Here is a 15,507-nt window from a genome sequence, read left to right on the forward strand (position 1 = left end):
CAGCAACTATTTAGCGATATCTATCTTTACTTTCTGGTTTTTGATCTTTTCGTTCTTAACCCGCTGTAGAACATCGCTCATACGGCTTTTACGAACGCCAACAAATGAAAAGAAATCCTTCACTTCTATCAGGCCTACATCTTCCTTTTTCAAAGCGCCCTTATTGGTGAGGAAGCCAACGATATCCACCTTATTGATCTTGTTCTTCTTACCTCCGCCAATAAACAGGGTAGACCATTTAGGGCTTTCCGGTAATACGGCCGTTTCCGGCAGTTCAATTTCTTCAACATCTGCAGGAACATAGGCAGGCATCCTTTCATCCGGGGAAAGGATCAAAACAGCTGTACCGCTGGCATCCATCCGGGCAGTTCTGCCGTTACGGTGTGTGAAGATATCTTCTGTATGCGGAAGGTGATAATGTACGATATAACGGATATTGGGAATATCCAATCCACGGGCTGCCAGGTCTGTTGTTACCAGTACGTTGGAAGTACCATTGCGGAATTTGCATAAGGCTACATCCCGCTCCTGCTGTTCCATGGCACCATGGTAGAACACATTGGTAATACTTCTGTCTTTCAGCATGCTGCTGGTACGTTCAACAGATTCGCGGTGATTGCAGAATACAATGGTAGAGCGGTTACCGAAGTAACAGATCAGGCGGAAAAGGGTGGCTATCTTATCGTCTTCATCACTCTTCACCCATTTAACGGCCAGTGCTTCTGCTTTTTCGCCGGTGGAGAAGTTGAGCACCTCATGGGCTTGCAGGCCAATATAATCAGGGATCTCCAGTGAATCGGTAGCTGAGGTGAGGATGCGTTTCTTCAGGTTCTTCAGGCTACCCATGATAAAGGATAGCTCTTCCTGGAAGCCTAATTCAATGGATTTATCAAACTCGTCCAATACGAGCGTTTCAATACTGTCTGTTTGAATATTGCCTCTGCGGATATGATCTGCCAGGCGGCCACAGGTACCAATGATCAGGGCGGGTGCTTCCAGCAGGTTATTTTCTTCTGTTTCCCGCTTGTGGCCACCATAACAAACGGTTACTTTAAAACCGGTGACCATAGACCTGAATACATCGTCTATCTGCAAGGCCAGTTCCCTGGAAGGAACGATGATCATGACCTGTGTTTTCTTATTGGCAGGGTCCAGCAGCTGCAGTACCGGCAACAGGAACGCCAGCGTTTTGCCCGAACCTGTATCAGACAGGAGTACCACGTCCTGCTCTTTTTTACTGGCCTCAATAGCAGCCAGCTGCATTTCGTTCAGCTGATCTATCCTTAATCTCGAAAGTATGTCGTTAATTGCTTGCATCGCCGCAAAAGTACGGCAGTTTAATTGATTACCCGCTTTTTTGAAGGTTTCAGCTGTATTCCCTGCTGCATGATCTCCTCTAACTGCTGTAATACCAGGTCCTGCCAACCGGGCAGCAAACTGAGGTCGTGTTTCCAGAAAGACCTGTCTGCCAGGGTGGTAAATACCAGTTCCGAGGGGGTTAATTCTTGCCAGCGTTTAGCGAAAACGGCGCTCATATCGTCTGTTACTTCATAAGGCTGGCCGTTCAGTTCTCCATAATAACGCCCCTCCTTTTCCCGCACCCGCATAAAATACAGCCATGCGGCGAAGCCCTTCGCAAATAATCCAGGGAGCCGGCCATGCCTTTCATAGTACTCCAGCAGAATAGGCAGGCAGCGCATTTTCATCTTGGTACTGTATTGCATGGTAATGCTTTTCCAGTAGTGACGGATATAGGGGTTCCGGAAACGGTCCAGTACACTTTGCCCGAATTGTGCTGCTACCTGCGGTTCAACAGGATAAGGAATACCATTGGCTAATTCGTCTGACAGCAGGTTACTGATATAAGCAGCAAAAGCAGGTTCATCCATCGCTTCTTTCACTGTTTCAAAACCAGAGAGGAAAGCCACGCCGCAGCTGAGTGTATGCGAGCCATTCAGCAAACGCAGTTTCAGCTCCCGGTGCAGATCAATATCCGGCATGATCACCACTTCTTCATTTGCTGCTGCAAAACTTAAGGTCCTGCGGATATTTTCATCTCCTTCAATGGCCCAGAGGCTATATGCTTCTGCAATGCTGAGCAAGGCATCCGTATAACCAAATTCTTTTTCCAGCGCGGCCTGCTGTGCGGGTTCAGGCGAGCCGGGCACAATACGGTCTACCAGTGAATTGCAGAAGTAATTGTATTTTTCCAGCCATTCCATGAACTCTTCCGGCAAACCATTCAGGTGCGCCAGTTCCAGTACAATGGCTTCCAGTTTTTTACCATTATCCGGCACCAGCTCCGTTGGTACGATCACCATGCCACTATGCACACTTCCGCCGAAAGCTTTAAAACGTTCATACAAAAAGGCCAGCAGTTTACCGGGATAAGAAACAGGGGGATGGCGCCGGATATCATCATTCACCAATTGGATCCCTACTTCCGTGGTGTTGGAAATGATCACCTGCATGCCCTGATCGTGTGCACAGGAAAGGATCTGCTCCCAATCGCGCTGTGCATGTAATACCCTGCTGATAGCAGCATTGATATAATTCTCCGCGATCGTTTGATTGTTCTTCATACCACGGATGCAAAGCGTATACAAAGCATCCTGTTTTTCAAATGCATCCGCCCCGCCCTGGCTGGTAGATTTTACCACTACTATCCTTCCATTAAAGATCCCTTTGCGGTTGGCTTTATCAATATAATGATCTGCCAATCCCCTCAGCAATACGCCCGTACCAAACTGTAATACCTTTTCAGGTAGTTCAAACAGATGTTCATCCGGAACTTTCACTGCACCGGGCACAATGTGCTTCAACGTAAATCGCGACAACATCATAATTTTCTATTTATGGCATTTCCATCTCATTGGCAGCCTGCAGGAAAGCCCCTACTCCTTTGGGGTCGTCCACTACTACTTTTTCAGACATATAATATTCAAAACTTCCATCCCTGTATGGATTACCACCTAAGCCGGATACGCTTACCGTACCGTGCAAATGCGTCCGTCCCTGTTCATCTTTCTTTATAAACTCTTTGAGGATACCAGCATAGGCACGCCTGGCGACTGCTTTATATTTTGCAGGCAAAATACCCAACCGTACCCCTTTGGCGAGTGTATAGGTGAACATACAGGATGCGGATGCTTCGTAATAATTCTTTCCCTTTCCGGGGAGGTCCACAATATCCCACCATAAACCTGTTGCGGGGTCCTGGTATTTTTCCACTGCTATCGCCAGGCGTTTCAGTATGCCGGAGAGGATAGGCCGGCGGGGATCTTTTGCAGGAAATAATTCCAGCACATCCACTAAGGCCATACCGTACCATCCCATAGCCCTGGCCCATACATGCGGAGAACGGCCTGTAGTTTTATCGGCCCATTGCTGCTGCCGTGATTCGTCATAACCATGATAAAGTAAACCTGTTTTTTTATCCCGGGAAACCTGCTCCATCTCTACAAACTGCCGCACAATATCATTCAACGTAGTGTCCTCTTTAAAAGTAAGCGCGTAGTCAAGATAAAATGGCTGACCCATATACAGCCCGTCCAGCCACATCTGCCAGGGGTAGACCTTTTTATGCCAGAAACCGCCGGCCTTTGTGCGCGGGTGTTCCTTTAACTGATTGCGTAAAGTAGTGGCCGCCTTTTTATACTTTTCTTCTTTTGTTTGCCTGTAAAGGAAAAGCAGGATGCGGCCGGGCATGATATTGTCTATATTAAAATCCTGTTGTTTATAGGTGCGGATGGTGCCATCCTCTTCTATAAATGGATCGATGCTTTTTTTGATGTATGAAAGATAAGCGGTGTCTTTTGTGCGTTCCCATAATCCTTCCATACCTCTCATTACAACACCTTGTTCATATGTCCATTTAGCAGGCGCTTTCCAGCTGTCCATCAGGGTAGCGGCCATTTCTTTTGCAACACTGAAAGCGCATGCAACGATTAAAAGATACTTCATCTTAATACACTTTATTGATCAGTTCTTCTTTTCCTTTTGTGATCACCCGTACGTTCTGCATAGCTACTTCCGTTGCATCAGATACTTCAACCCCTTTATCAGCCTGCAATACCATATCCTTCAACTGTATATTCCTGATCTTCATTTCCGGCAGGCCGCGTATGAAAATAGCCCTGGCGGCACCGTAACAGGTAACATTACTGATAAAGAAATTGCGGAACTGTGGAGTAGCTTCTGTTACAGGCAGTAATTCTACTTTGGGAGCAGCCTGTTTTTCACCGGTTAAAGGAATGGGGTCTTTTGCCATGTAATACATATCAAAGAGAATGGCTTCCCCAGGAATATCCTGCATGCTGATATTCTTTATGTAGATGTTCTCTACCACTCCTCCCCTTCCCCTGGTGGTTTTAAAACGCAAACCAATGTCCGTACCCATAAAAGTGCAGTCTTCCACATAAATGTTCTTAGCCCCGCCACTCATTTCACTGCCGATCACAAAACCACCGTGGGCATGATACACTGTGCAGTTGCGTACCCATACATTTTCTGTAGGCACCCCTCTTTTCCTCCCGGCTTCATCACGGCCTGATTTAATGCAGATGGCATCATCTCCTACATCAAATGTGCTGCGTTCGATCACTACATTTTTGCAGGATTCTACATCAATGCCATCTCCGTTCTGTGCATACCAGGGATTCTTTACGTAAACATCCCGCATGGTGAGATGCTCGCTGAGTAAGGTATGCAGGCACCAGGCGGGAGAATTCTGGAACGTAACACCTTCCAGTAAGATCCTTTTGCAGTTCGTCAGCACCAGCAGGTTGGGACGCAAAAAATCTTTGACGGACTGAAAATGCGCATCGCTGTGATCAGCACTGATCACACCGGGGTTCTTCAATTGTGCGCCCCGCTGCATGCTCTCGGAAGGGTACCAGGTTTTCTTATCTTCATCCAGCAGGCCACCGGAGGCAACGAGCTTTTTCCATTGGCTCTCTGTGAGCTTATCTTTCTTCACCATACGCCAGGCATCTCCTCCTCCGTCTACACTTCCTTTACCGGTGATGGCAATATCCTCCAGGTTGGTACCTGATATGGGCGACTGGTTACGCATCTGTTCCAATCCTTCCCAGTTCCCTTTTACCAGCGGGTACACTGTTTTATCTGTTGTAAACCTCAGCAGGGCGTTCCTTTCTATATGCAGATTTACTTTGCTCTTTAGTGTAACAGGCCCCGTCAGCCATAATCCTTTGGGGATACGCACTACGCCTCCCCCTTTTTTACTGCAGGCATCAATGGCAGCCTGGATAAAAGTAGTGTTCAATGTTACGCCATCCGGCTTTGCACCATAACCGGTAATGTTAAAGGTATCCTTTCTGAAAACAGGTACCTGTACCTGCTGCTGTGCCCGCAACGATAGCTGTGAAAACAATGCCAGTGTAATAAATAAGCTGTTCTTCATAATAAACTATTCAGGTACATTTCAATATTTGTGTACTGTTTGTTCAATGTATAAGCCGAAGCGTCTTTTTCATTTTGCGGATCAAGACCATGTTTGCGTTCCCACTCATCCGGCATGCCATCTCCGTCTGTATCCTTTGGTGCTGGCAGGGACCGCAGTAGTGGCCAGTCCCGCGGGGTATCTATAATTCCGTCACCAAAACTTGTTTTACCGGTGCTGATCTCTTTCACTATCCGCTCGTCTACCGCATCCCTGTGTAAACTTGCCCCGGCATATTGCAGCACTTCTTTGTAAGCTGTTAAAGCAGATTGCGGTGAAATAGCCACTACGGGCACCGGTGTTTGTAAACGTACGGCTGCAGGATCCTTACAATCCACACCACCAGCCCAGTTATCTGCTGTTATTTTTTCAGATCCATCCACATAATTGCCCTGCACATAGAATTTTGTAAAGGCGGCCGTATCCCAGGGGTTCACGATCCTGTAACGGACGTTCTTTTTTGTGGCCGGCCCGGCCTTATAGTAATTGTTTACGATGTTGTGATTACCACCTTCTCCGCCATATGCACTGTTATGTACCCAGTTAAAGATCACGTTGTTCCTGAAATCAACCACTTCCTTTGCCGGTTCCTGTGTATAACGCGCACCACAGAAACGGGGATTCCTGCTGGTATTGCTGGCGAGAATATTATGATGAAAACTGGCGCCCAGGCCACCCCATATTCCTCCGTAACCATGTTCGCCTTTTGGATGAACGGAACTCCGGAGGCTTTCAGCAATGATGCTCCATTGCAAAGTAAATTCTTTGTTGTCGTAGAAAGAAGCGCATTCATCTACTGCCCAGCTCATGGAACAGTGATCTATCATAATACGCCGGCGGCCAATGCCGTTAAAGGCATCATCTGCCTGTTCCTTTTCATCTCCCAGCCGAAAACGCATATACCGGATGATCACATTATCTGCATGAATGGACACTGTGTAATTCCTGATGCAGATCCCGTCTCCCGGAGCAGACTGGCCGGCAATCGTACAATTACCTTCGTTGATCTTCAACGGAGATTGTAATGCGATGGTACCGGAAACTGCAAACACGATCATACGGGGATATTTTGCATTGATAGCTTCGCGGAGGCTGCCCGGCCCGTCATCATTCAGGTTACGGACGATCAGTATTTTGCCGCCTCTGCCGCCGGTGGTATTCTTACCAAAGCCCTCGGCTCCGGGAAAAGCTGGTTGTGCAGACGCACAACCAGGGATGATAATTACCAGAATTAGTGAAAAAAATAAGCCCTTAATATCCATAATCCTGTTTCAAGTTCGGGTTAGCATCCAGTACCGATTGAGCGATCGGCAACAGTTCACTTTTACCTGTTTTAAACTCAATTGCATAATACCTGATAATAGTGGTATTGATAGCCGTTCCGAACCAGGCTACACTCGTGTGGCCTGCAGGAGCAGGTGTTACGGTAGGTTTATAGAATGATCCGGCCCAAACCAGGTCCGGAGAATTGTTCCTGAAATACATCGTTTGCGGATAGGTGTTGTAAGGAGCTGTTCTGTTAGACATTGCAGTTAACGCTGCCTTGGTGGCAGTGATCTTTGCATCCAGCAGGTTCCAGCGGATGAGGTCATATTTGCGGATGCCCTCCCCACCAAATTCCAGCAGCCTTTCTTTTACGATGGCATTGAAGAAGTCTGTGTAACTGGTGGGCGTAGTACCAATCGGGTTGGCTCCGTAAGCGCGTTTCCTTACTTCTTCAAATGCAGCGATAGCAGTGGCAGATGCCCCATTGTTCAATTCATTATCTGCTTCTGCATACATAAGCAATACATCGGAGAAACGGATCAGTGGCCAGTTCAATCCAAAATATTGAGCGGCAGATGTTACCACTACAGGATTGGAGATCCAGTCGCGGCGGAATTTTCCGTCTACCATGGTTTGTAATGGGCGGCCTGTTTTGTTTAAAGCTGTATTAATATCATAAGGCGCACAGGTAACATCCCTGCGGGCATCAACGGAATCGAAGGCATAGAAATAAGTAGGCAGGATGGTTAATGCTGCGTTACCGGTAGTGCCATATCTTGGCCCGTTGTAATAACCCATCTTGCTATCGCCCGTAGCACTGTTACTTCCGGCCATTGCCACTTCCCAGATGATCTCACCCGTAGGGTCCAGCTTGTGGGCACAGAGGTTATCCCTGAATAAAGCGAGGTAACTGGTATTCAGACTATGATCACCGCGGTGCTGCATGATCTCATTACACTCTGTACGTGCTATTTCATAAAATGGTTTGTAATTGGCAGGGCGTTCCATTTGTTTTGATCTGCGCAGGGAATATCCACCGCGGAACAATGCGATCTTTGCACGCAAAGCTCTTACTGCCCCTTGTGTGATCCTTTCATCTCTCGGGCCGGCAGCTGTTCTCCAGGGAACGAGTGGTGCAGCAATTGCCAGGTCGTTTAAGATGTGATCATAGATAGAATCCCTGTCTGTTTTACCGGGGTATTGATCTGTTTCAAAGATGGCGGGTTGAAAATGTGCAGGCACATCTCCCCAGTTGCGGATCAGTTCAAAATAGAACTGCGCACGCAGGGTAAGGGCTTCTCCATGCAGGCGTTTCAATTCATTCTTTTCCACTTCTGTACCATTTGTATACAACGCCATCCTGGGAATGTAGTAAATACAAAGGTTTGCCCGTTCAATACCGTTATACAACTGGCTGAACGGTTGTGCCAGCTGTGAGTTATTGGGTGTGAGATTATAATGTGCAATATCTCTCCGTTCGTTATCCGGGAATGGTGTTCCACCCTGCCCCATCATTTCATCACTGTCGTAAGCATAGTACATATTGATCCGGATACCATAACCCTGGTCTCCTGTTAATGCGCCATAAGTACCCAGCACAGCCATCCTTGCGTTCACAACATTGGAAAAGGTGATGGCAGGATCAAAAGAGGAAACCGGCGGCACTTCCAGGTATTGCTTACAGGCAGCCAGGCAAATTGTACATAATAAGATGATATATCTGATTTTCATGGTGCTGTCTTTTATAATGAGAGATTTAGCCCTAAAAGGAAGGAGCGGCTGCGGGGATAGGCAGAAAAATCTACCCCGGGTGTTACCCCACTCGCACGCCGTGTGCTTACTTCAGGATCATACCCGGAATACTTCGTCCAGATGGCTACGTTGTTCACAGTGCCATAAATGCGGAGGCTTTGCATGCGCATCTTCCTCAATAAGGAGGATGGTAATGTATAACCCAGTGAAATATTATTCACCCGTAAGAAGGAACCGTCCTCTACTGCCCAGGAGTGCGCAATGAAAGAAGCTGCCTGTGTACCGGGCCTCCATATCTTTGCATTTTTGTTCAGCTCTGCCAGCGCCACCGGATCTGTTACTACTTCTCCTTTATCGTTGACGGTCTTCCAGCGATCGTTCATAATGGCCAGCAAATTGGAGTTGTTGGTATAACCGCTGGTGAACTCCAGCCTGTTGGCATTGAATACATCGTTGCCTACCTGGAAGTTCACAAATACACTCAGGTCAAACTGTTTGTAAGTGAACTGCTGGCTGAGGCCCCCAAAGAATTTAGGCTGCGCCACGCCGATCACTTTCCTGTCTTTTTCCGTGATCACGCTATCTCCATTCAGGTCTTTGAACTTAAGCGTACCGGGTTGTGGTGGTGTGGAAGTGATGCTGTTATTGCTGGGCACTCCTTTTTTGAGGGTGTATACCTTTGTAGCGGCATCGTAATCAAAATCCTCTATCTTATAGAAACCATCTGTTTCCAAACCCCATATGGCACCTACCGGATCACCCACTCTTACGATGTAATCTGCGGTGGCATTTGTGGGATGGAACCAGCCTGAGTTCTGCAGGTAGCCATTCACCTGTTTGGCAGCCAGGCGGTCTACGGTATTCTTGTTGAAAGAGATGTTGAAATTGAGGTTCCAGTTAAAATCTTTCTGTTGAACGGGGATGGCATTCACCTGGAATTCCATACCCTTGTTAGTGGTAGCACCTACGTTCTGCATTTGTTTATCGTAACCCAGCGTGGGAGAAATAGGCGCTGCAATCAGCAGGTTGTCCGTCGTGTTTTTATAGAAGTCCGCATTGAATACCAGTCTTCCGTTCCAGAACGCGATATCAAAACCGAGGTTACGGGAAATAGTACTTTCCCAAAGCAGGTCCAGGTTGGCCAATGCCACAGGTGCCAGTGCTGCCACCACCTGTTCATTCAATCCGTATTGCGGGAATGAAACGGCCGACTGGATAGCGCTGTACTGCATCTGGTAAAGGAAGTCGTTGATACGGTTATTCCCTGCCTGGCCATATGAGGCACGGACCTTCAGATCGTTGACGGGGCCTAATTTATCCTTCAGGAAATCCTCGTTGGAAAGCCGCCAGGCAACAGAGCCGGAAGGGAAATACCCCCATTTATTCGCTGAAGCAAACTTAGAGGAACCATCTCCCCGCATAGAGAAAGCGAGCAAATACTTTTTATCATAAGCATAGTTTATCCTGCCAAAGAGCGATACCAGCCGGCTGGTTAATTCAGTGGTCACGGGTTTTGGTTGCTGCACACCCTGTGGCGGAGAACCCAGGTTCATATTCGCCAATGCCCATTCCGGTGTAATACCAATCGGGAAGTAACGTGTTTCTATGGTATTTGTATTCATCCTGCTTTCATAGATCTCATGCCCTATGAGTACGGTGATCTCATTCTTTTTATTAAAATCTCCGTTCAGCTGTGCATTGCTGAAGGTGAGCACATTGGAATTATTAAGGGTCACTTTTTTGATGTTCTGAATAAGCGCAAGAGGCGCTACACCATACTGGCGTGCATTAGCCGTAAGTGTATCATCAAAGAACCTTCTTTCTTCCGTATTCAGGTCATAACCGAAAGTACTGCGGAAGCTCAGGAACTTTGTGAGTTCGATATTGGCATAACCACTCAGGTTAAGGATATCACTGATATTTTTCCGGTATTCCGCTTGATTGAGCAGGATGGGATTACCAAGGCTGAGGCTGTTCGCATTTGTTTCCAGCCAGTATTCCTGGTCAAAATCATCTATGCCCAATCCCTTCATCAGCAGAGGGCGGTATTTCAGACTGTGGCGCAGCCTGTTGGTGGAAGCGGAACCTTCATTAGTAGTACCTGCTCCATTTACGATCGTGTGGTTATAGCGGGTATTAAAACCTACTTTAACCATCTTGTTGATGGTATGATCAAACTTAAAGCTGGCCAGCTTTCTGTCGAAGTCTGATCTCAGCATTACACCTTCTTCTGTATTGGAGGTAAGGCTGAGGTTGTATTGCGTGGAGGCATTACCTCCGTTCACACTTACATTATGTGTTTGCATCATTGCCTTGCGGCCGAACATCTCCTCCTGCCAGTCTGCAAAAGGTACGTTCTTATAATTGGCGAGTGTATCCCAGTTAGTACCATAAGCCCTGGCAAAAGCAGTACTGTCTGCCGCTGTACCGCGTGTTCTTTCATACCAGTACGTTACAAAATCATAGGGTTTCATCACTTCCAGTTTATTGGCCAGTTTACGGAAGCCCATAAAACCGCTGTAATTCAGCGTGGTTTTAGCATTCCGGCCACCTTTGGTAGTAATGATCACTACGCCGTTGGCTCCCCTGGCGCCATAAATAGCGGTAGTGGATGCATCTTTCAATACATCGATGGAAGCAATATCCTGGGGAGAAATAGCAGAGAGGGCATTTTCAACCTGTACACCATCTATTACATACAGCGGGGAATTATCCTGTGTAATGGAACCACCGCCTCTTACGCGGATCATTACATCCGCATTGGGAGAACCTTCAGTACCAGTTACCTGTACACCGGCCAGTCTTCCCGTGAGTGCCTGTGCAGCAGAGTTAATAGGGATGTCTTTGATCTGTTTGGCGTTGACGGAGGAAACAGAACCTGTAAGGTCCCGCCGCCTGGCAGTGCCATAACCAATGATCACAACATCATTCAGGGAAGAGGCTTCTTCTGTTAACACAACATCTATCACACTACGGCCATTCACTTTTTCTTCTACCGTCTTAAAGCCCATGAAGCGGAAAATGAGAACGGGGTCTCCGGAAGCAGGTACATCCAGGCTGTATCTGCCTGATCCATCTGTGGAAACACCAGTTTTAGTGTTCTTTACCTGTACCGTTACGCCAGCCAATGAACCGGAACCGGTAGCTGTCACCTGGCCGGTGATCTTGCGGGTTTGGGCCAAAGCAGGAACTGCGATGAACAGGGAAAGGAACAACGTGGGTAATGTCAGTTTCATATGTGGAGGGTTGATAAAATAAAATCGGTTACGTGGAAATTCGCGTTCTACTGTATAGCAATGCTACATCATAAAGTGTCATCTGCACAATTTATGCGTAACTTTATTTATGCAATCGTTCCCGATAACGATTGCGAAGGATGAAAAATCTCCATTAACTCGTTAAATTTCTTATTTTAGTTATCCACGTACGTTTTTTGACCTATCAGCCAATATGAAATTTGATGATGTAATAACGATCAAGGATATCGCCAAGGCCTTAAACCTTTCCACTTCCACAGTATCCCGCGCACTACGGGGGCGGTATGAGATCTCTGCAGAAACAAAGAAGATGGTGCTCGAGTATGCTGAACGCATGAATTACCGTCCTAACCTTATTGCATTGAGCCTGAAGGAACAACGCAGCAAGGCCATCGGCATTGTAGTATCGGAGATTGCCAATAACTTCTTTTCCCAGGCAATTAATGGTATTGAATCCATTGCCTATAACAGGGGCTACCATGTTATTATCACGCAAAGCCACGAGAGCCGGGACAGGGAGATGGTAAATGTGCAGCACCTGGTATCCCGCAATGTAGATGGGCTCCTGCTCTCTTTCTCCTGCGAAACCACAGACATCTCCTACTTCCAGCAATTACATGAAAAAGGTTTTCCTATGGTGCAGTTCGACAGGGTGATGGAAGAGCTGGACACCCACAAGGTTATAGCAGACAATTACCAGGGCGCTTTCCATGCCACGGAACACCTCATCTCCCGGGGTTTCCGAAAAATAGGGCACATCACCAGTACTAACAACCTGAATATCACAAGGGAAAGATTACAAGGGTATAAAGATGCCCTGCTGAAACATCATATTCCTTACGACGAAGAACTGGTTAAACATTGCAATCGTGGTGGTATGATCTATGAAGAAGTAGAGGAGGCAGTGGAGAGTTTATTCTTTAATAAGAGTAAAATTGACGCTTTATTTACCGCGGGTGACCGGCTCACTACTGTATGCCTGAGCGCGCTGAAAAATGTGCAGAATAAATATAAACAGGTAGGTTTCATTGGGTTCACCAATACCAACCTGGCAGACCTTTTTACACCTTCTGTAAGTGTGGTTCGGCAACCGGCGTTTGAGATCGGGCAAAGGGCCACGGAATTATTGATAGAAATGATAGAAAGCAAGAAACCCATCACGGATTTTGAGCAGGAGGTATTATCCAGCCATCTCATTGTCCGCGATTCCTCCAAACCGCTTTAATCTATCTTCAGGCTTTTTACGGGGTTACTATACCCGGCTCTGATGGCCTGGTAACTCACCGTCAGCAATGCGATCGCCACAGCAATGATACCAGCTATGCCAAAAACCCACCAGCTGATGCTGATCCGGTAAGCAAAATCGTTCAGCCAGGTGTAAACAGCATACCAGGCAATTGGCCAGGCAATGAGGTTAGCAATGATCACCAGCTTCACAAAGTCTTTGCTCATCATAGCCACAATATTTTGTACTGTGGCACCCAGTACTTTTCGGATGCCTATTTCTTTCAGCCTTCTCTCCGCTGCATGAGATGCCAGCCCGAATAAACCAAGGCAGGAAATGATAATAGCCAATAGAGCCAGGATCAATACTACGGTACTCACCTGTTTATCAGACTGATAGATCTTGGCAAAATGCTGGTCCAGGAAATAGGGATCGAAAGGATGACCTACCACATGTTTGTTCCAGGTAGCTTCCACCACAGCCATGGATTCTTTGATCTTATCAGCGCTGATGCGGATAGCCATTTCACTGTAACCCCAGTCCTTCTGATTGAACATCATCAGGGTTTCTATCTTGTGGTGGAGGGTATTAAAGTTGAAGTCTTTTGCAACCCCTATGATCCTGCCGGAAGAATCCATGCCGCCGTACCCGAACATTTTACCGACCAGGGATTCCATGGTAGCACCTTTCTTTTCTTCCTTCAGTAATTCTTTGGCCAGGGATTCATTGATGATATACTCTTTTGCATTATTGGACACATCTTTTGAAAAGTCTGTACCTGCCACAAGCGGGATCTTATATAACCTGATGAAATCCTTATCCACTACTACAGCTGAAGTGGCCAGGGAACGAGCGGGCCCTTCTCCATGGAAGGTGGCGCTGGTCTGGTGTATATTAGCACCTAATCTTTGCTGGGAGGCAGATACGGAAGAGATCAGCGAACTACCCAGTAGTTCCTGCTTCATCACTTCGTATTTACCGTTTGTTTCATTATCCAGTTTCAGCAGTAATACCTGGTCCCCGTTAAATCCGCGGTCTTTGGTTTGCATGAAATGCAATTGTTTCAGCGCAAATACCGTGGCTATGATAAGGAACACCGCCGCAGTGAACTGCACTACTACTAATGCATTCCGCAGGTTGCCCTTATTCCTCCCCTGCTGTATGGAACCTTTCAATACTTTCACAGGTTCAAACGAAGAGAGATACCCGGCCGGGTATAACCCGGCTAATATACCCAACAACAAGGTAGCTCCTGCTACAAGGCCAAATACTTTGGGGTTGGTGAATAGCGGGAAGTGTAAGGCACGTTCGCTGAAATCAGATACGTATGGCAGGGTGAGCATCACAATCAGTACTGCGAAGATCAATGCAATGAAAGACAACATCACAGATTCTCCGATAAACTGCCATGCCAGTTGTGAACGATGTGCACCGATCGATTTGCGGATACCTACTTCTTTTGCCCTTTCCGAAGACCTTGCTGTAGACAGGTTCATGAAGTTGATGCAGGCAATGATCAGGATCATCACGCCGATAATAAAGAAGATATAAGTATAACGTTTATCGAACTTCTGGAAGTTGATGTAGTCATGCGTAATATTAGTAGAACCTGCATGCACATCCTTCAGGGATTGCAGGAATAGTTCATATCCCTTCCACCTGTCTTCTTCCGCCATGTATTTTTTCAGGAAGGCAGGGAACTTATTGGTGAGCCCTGCTATGTTGGCTTTCGGCGTTAATTCCAGGTAAGTGGTGAGCCAGTTACCGCCCCAGTTTTTCTCCCATCTTGGATTGTAGCGTGTGTTCAGCGTAACCAGCGCATCAAATTGCATATGGGATGCAGCAGGCACCTTTACAACGCCGGTTACGTTCAGCACGATGGTATCTCCTATATTCTTTACGATGACCTTACCAATAGGATCTTCTTCCCCGAACATCTTTTTTGCCGTTTCTTCCGAAAGGATAACATTGCCGGGCTTCATTAATGCTGTATGCTTATCTCCTGCCGTGAGCTGGAAATTAAACAGCTGCAGAAAAGTAGAATCTACCAGGAGGGTTGTTTTCAGGAATAACCTTTTCTCTCCATAATTTATATCCACATTACTTTGTGTTTGCACCCTCGTAAAGTTCTTCACTTCCGGAAACTCCCGTTTCAATGCTGTAGCCATAGGGTACATACTCAGCGCAACATTCTGCGGAGCTACCATACCCTCCCATTTCTGCACTTCACATAACCTGTAAATGTTCTTTGTATGCTGCCCATCGAAATCCCTTTCGTATGTAACAAATAACATGATCATTATACAGGAAGCCATGCCAATGGCAAGACCGGTAATGTTAATGAAGGAAAATGTTTTGTTCTTTAAAAGGTTGCGCCAGGCAATACGGAGATAATTACGGAACATAGCGGTCAGGTTATGGGAAGATAGTATTCAAATAAAATACCATGAAATGTATTTATTGAAAATCAACTCATTATAAAACAACAGTGTCCGCTTTTGATACAGTGGCTGTTCGATTATGAACAAATAACAAGGCAAAACGTT

9 protein-coding genes are annotated in these 15,507 nt (G+C 46.6%); 1 reads left to right on the forward strand and 8 read right to left on the reverse strand.

Annotation, left to right across the window (positions count from 1 at the left end):
* Window positions 1-6: 6 nt before the first annotated feature.
* The 7 genes from BUR42_RS13155 to BUR42_RS13185 are packed head-to-tail and all read right to left on the reverse strand — an operon-like array spanning window position 7 to window position 11,715.
* Complete coding sequence (locus BUR42_RS13155) at window positions 7-1,317, reverse strand: DEAD/DEAH box helicase (RefSeq protein ID WP_074239672.1); 1,311 nt, start codon at window positions 1,315-1,317, stop codon at window positions 7-9.
* A gap of 20 nt (window positions 1,318-1,337) precedes the next feature.
* Window positions 1,338-2,843, reverse strand: coding sequence for a tagaturonate reductase (locus BUR42_RS13160; RefSeq protein WP_074239673.1), 1,506 nt, complete (start codon window positions 2,841-2,843; stop codon window positions 1,338-1,340).
* A 10-nt stretch (window positions 2,844-2,853) separates the two neighbouring features.
* A complete protein-coding gene (locus BUR42_RS13165) occupies window positions 2,854-3,963 on the reverse strand; it encodes a glycoside hydrolase family 88/105 protein (RefSeq protein WP_074239674.1) in 1,110 nt (369 codons plus the stop codon).
* 1 nt (window position 3,964) lies between these two features.
* Window positions 3,965-5,422, reverse strand: coding sequence for a glycoside hydrolase family 28 protein (locus BUR42_RS13170; RefSeq protein ID WP_074239675.1), 1,458 nt, complete (start codon window positions 5,420-5,422; stop codon window positions 3,965-3,967).
* A complete protein-coding gene (locus BUR42_RS13175; RefSeq protein ID WP_074239676.1) occupies window positions 5,419-6,723 on the reverse strand; it encodes a pectate lyase in 1,305 nt (434 codons plus the stop codon). Before BUR42_RS13175 ends, BUR42_RS13170 begins: the two co-directional genes overlap by 4 nt.
* A complete protein-coding gene (locus tag BUR42_RS13180; RefSeq protein WP_074239677.1) occupies window positions 6,713-8,458 on the reverse strand; it encodes a RagB/SusD family nutrient uptake outer membrane protein in 1,746 nt (581 codons plus the stop codon). The genes BUR42_RS13175 and BUR42_RS13180 overlap by 11 nt, the downstream gene beginning before the upstream one ends.
* An 11-nt stretch (window positions 8,459-8,469) precedes the next feature.
* Window positions 8,470-11,715 (reverse strand): SusC/RagA family TonB-linked outer membrane protein, encoded by a 3,246-nt coding sequence (locus BUR42_RS13185; protein ID WP_074239678.1) that lies wholly within the window; start codon window positions 11,713-11,715, stop codon window positions 8,470-8,472.
* Between the two features lie 214 nt (window positions 11,716-11,929).
* On the opposite strand from BUR42_RS13185, the gene BUR42_RS13190 reads away from it, so the two are divergent.
* Complete coding sequence (locus tag BUR42_RS13190; protein ID WP_074239679.1) at window positions 11,930-12,961, forward strand: LacI family DNA-binding transcriptional regulator; 1,032 nt, start codon at window positions 11,930-11,932, stop codon at window positions 12,959-12,961.
* Here the strand turns inward: BUR42_RS13190 and BUR42_RS13195 are convergent.
* On the reverse strand, window positions 12,958-15,366 hold the full coding sequence (locus BUR42_RS13195) for an ABC transporter permease (protein ID WP_074239680.1): 2,409 nt from the start codon (window positions 15,364-15,366) through the stop codon (window positions 12,958-12,960). The genes BUR42_RS13190 and BUR42_RS13195 overlap by 4 nt on opposite strands.
* Window positions 15,367-15,507: the final 141 nt, after the last annotated feature.

The sequence above is a fragment of the Chitinophaga niabensis genome (assembly GCF_900129465.1).
Lineage (GTDB): Bacteria > Bacteroidota > Bacteroidia > Chitinophagales > Chitinophagaceae > Chitinophaga > Chitinophaga niabensis.

Bases quoted from the DNA above. Each gene is read 5' to 3' on its own strand.
- BUR42_RS13155 (WP_074239672.1), bottom strand. From the start codon at position 1,317: ATGCAAGCAATTAACGACATACTTTCGAGATTAAGGATAGATCAGCTG.
- BUR42_RS13160 (WP_074239673.1), bottom strand. From the start codon at position 2,843: ATGATGTTGTCGCGATTTACGTTGAAGCACATTGTGCCCGGTGCAGTG.
- BUR42_RS13165 (WP_074239674.1), bottom strand. From the start codon at position 3,963: ATGAAGTATCTTTTAATCGTTGCATGCGCTTTCAGTGTTGCAAAAGAA.
- BUR42_RS13170 (WP_074239675.1), bottom strand. From the start codon at position 5,422: ATGAAGAACAGCTTATTTATTACACTGGCATTGTTTTCACAGCTATCG.
- BUR42_RS13175 (WP_074239676.1), bottom strand. From the start codon at position 6,723: ATGGATATTAAGGGCTTATTTTTTTCACTAATTCTGGTAATTATCATC.
- BUR42_RS13180 (WP_074239677.1), bottom strand. From the start codon at position 8,458: ATGAAAATCAGATATATCATCTTATTATGTACAATTTGCCTGGCTGCC.
- BUR42_RS13185 (WP_074239678.1), bottom strand. From the start codon at position 11,715: ATGAAACTGACATTACCCACGTTGTTCCTTTCCCTGTTCATCGCAGTT.
- BUR42_RS13190 (WP_074239679.1), top strand. From the start codon at position 11,930: ATGAAATTTGATGATGTAATAACGATCAAGGATATCGCCAAGGCCTTA.
- BUR42_RS13195 (WP_074239680.1), bottom strand. From the start codon at position 15,366: ATGTTCCGTAATTATCTCCGTATTGCCTGGCGCAACCTTTTAAAGAAC.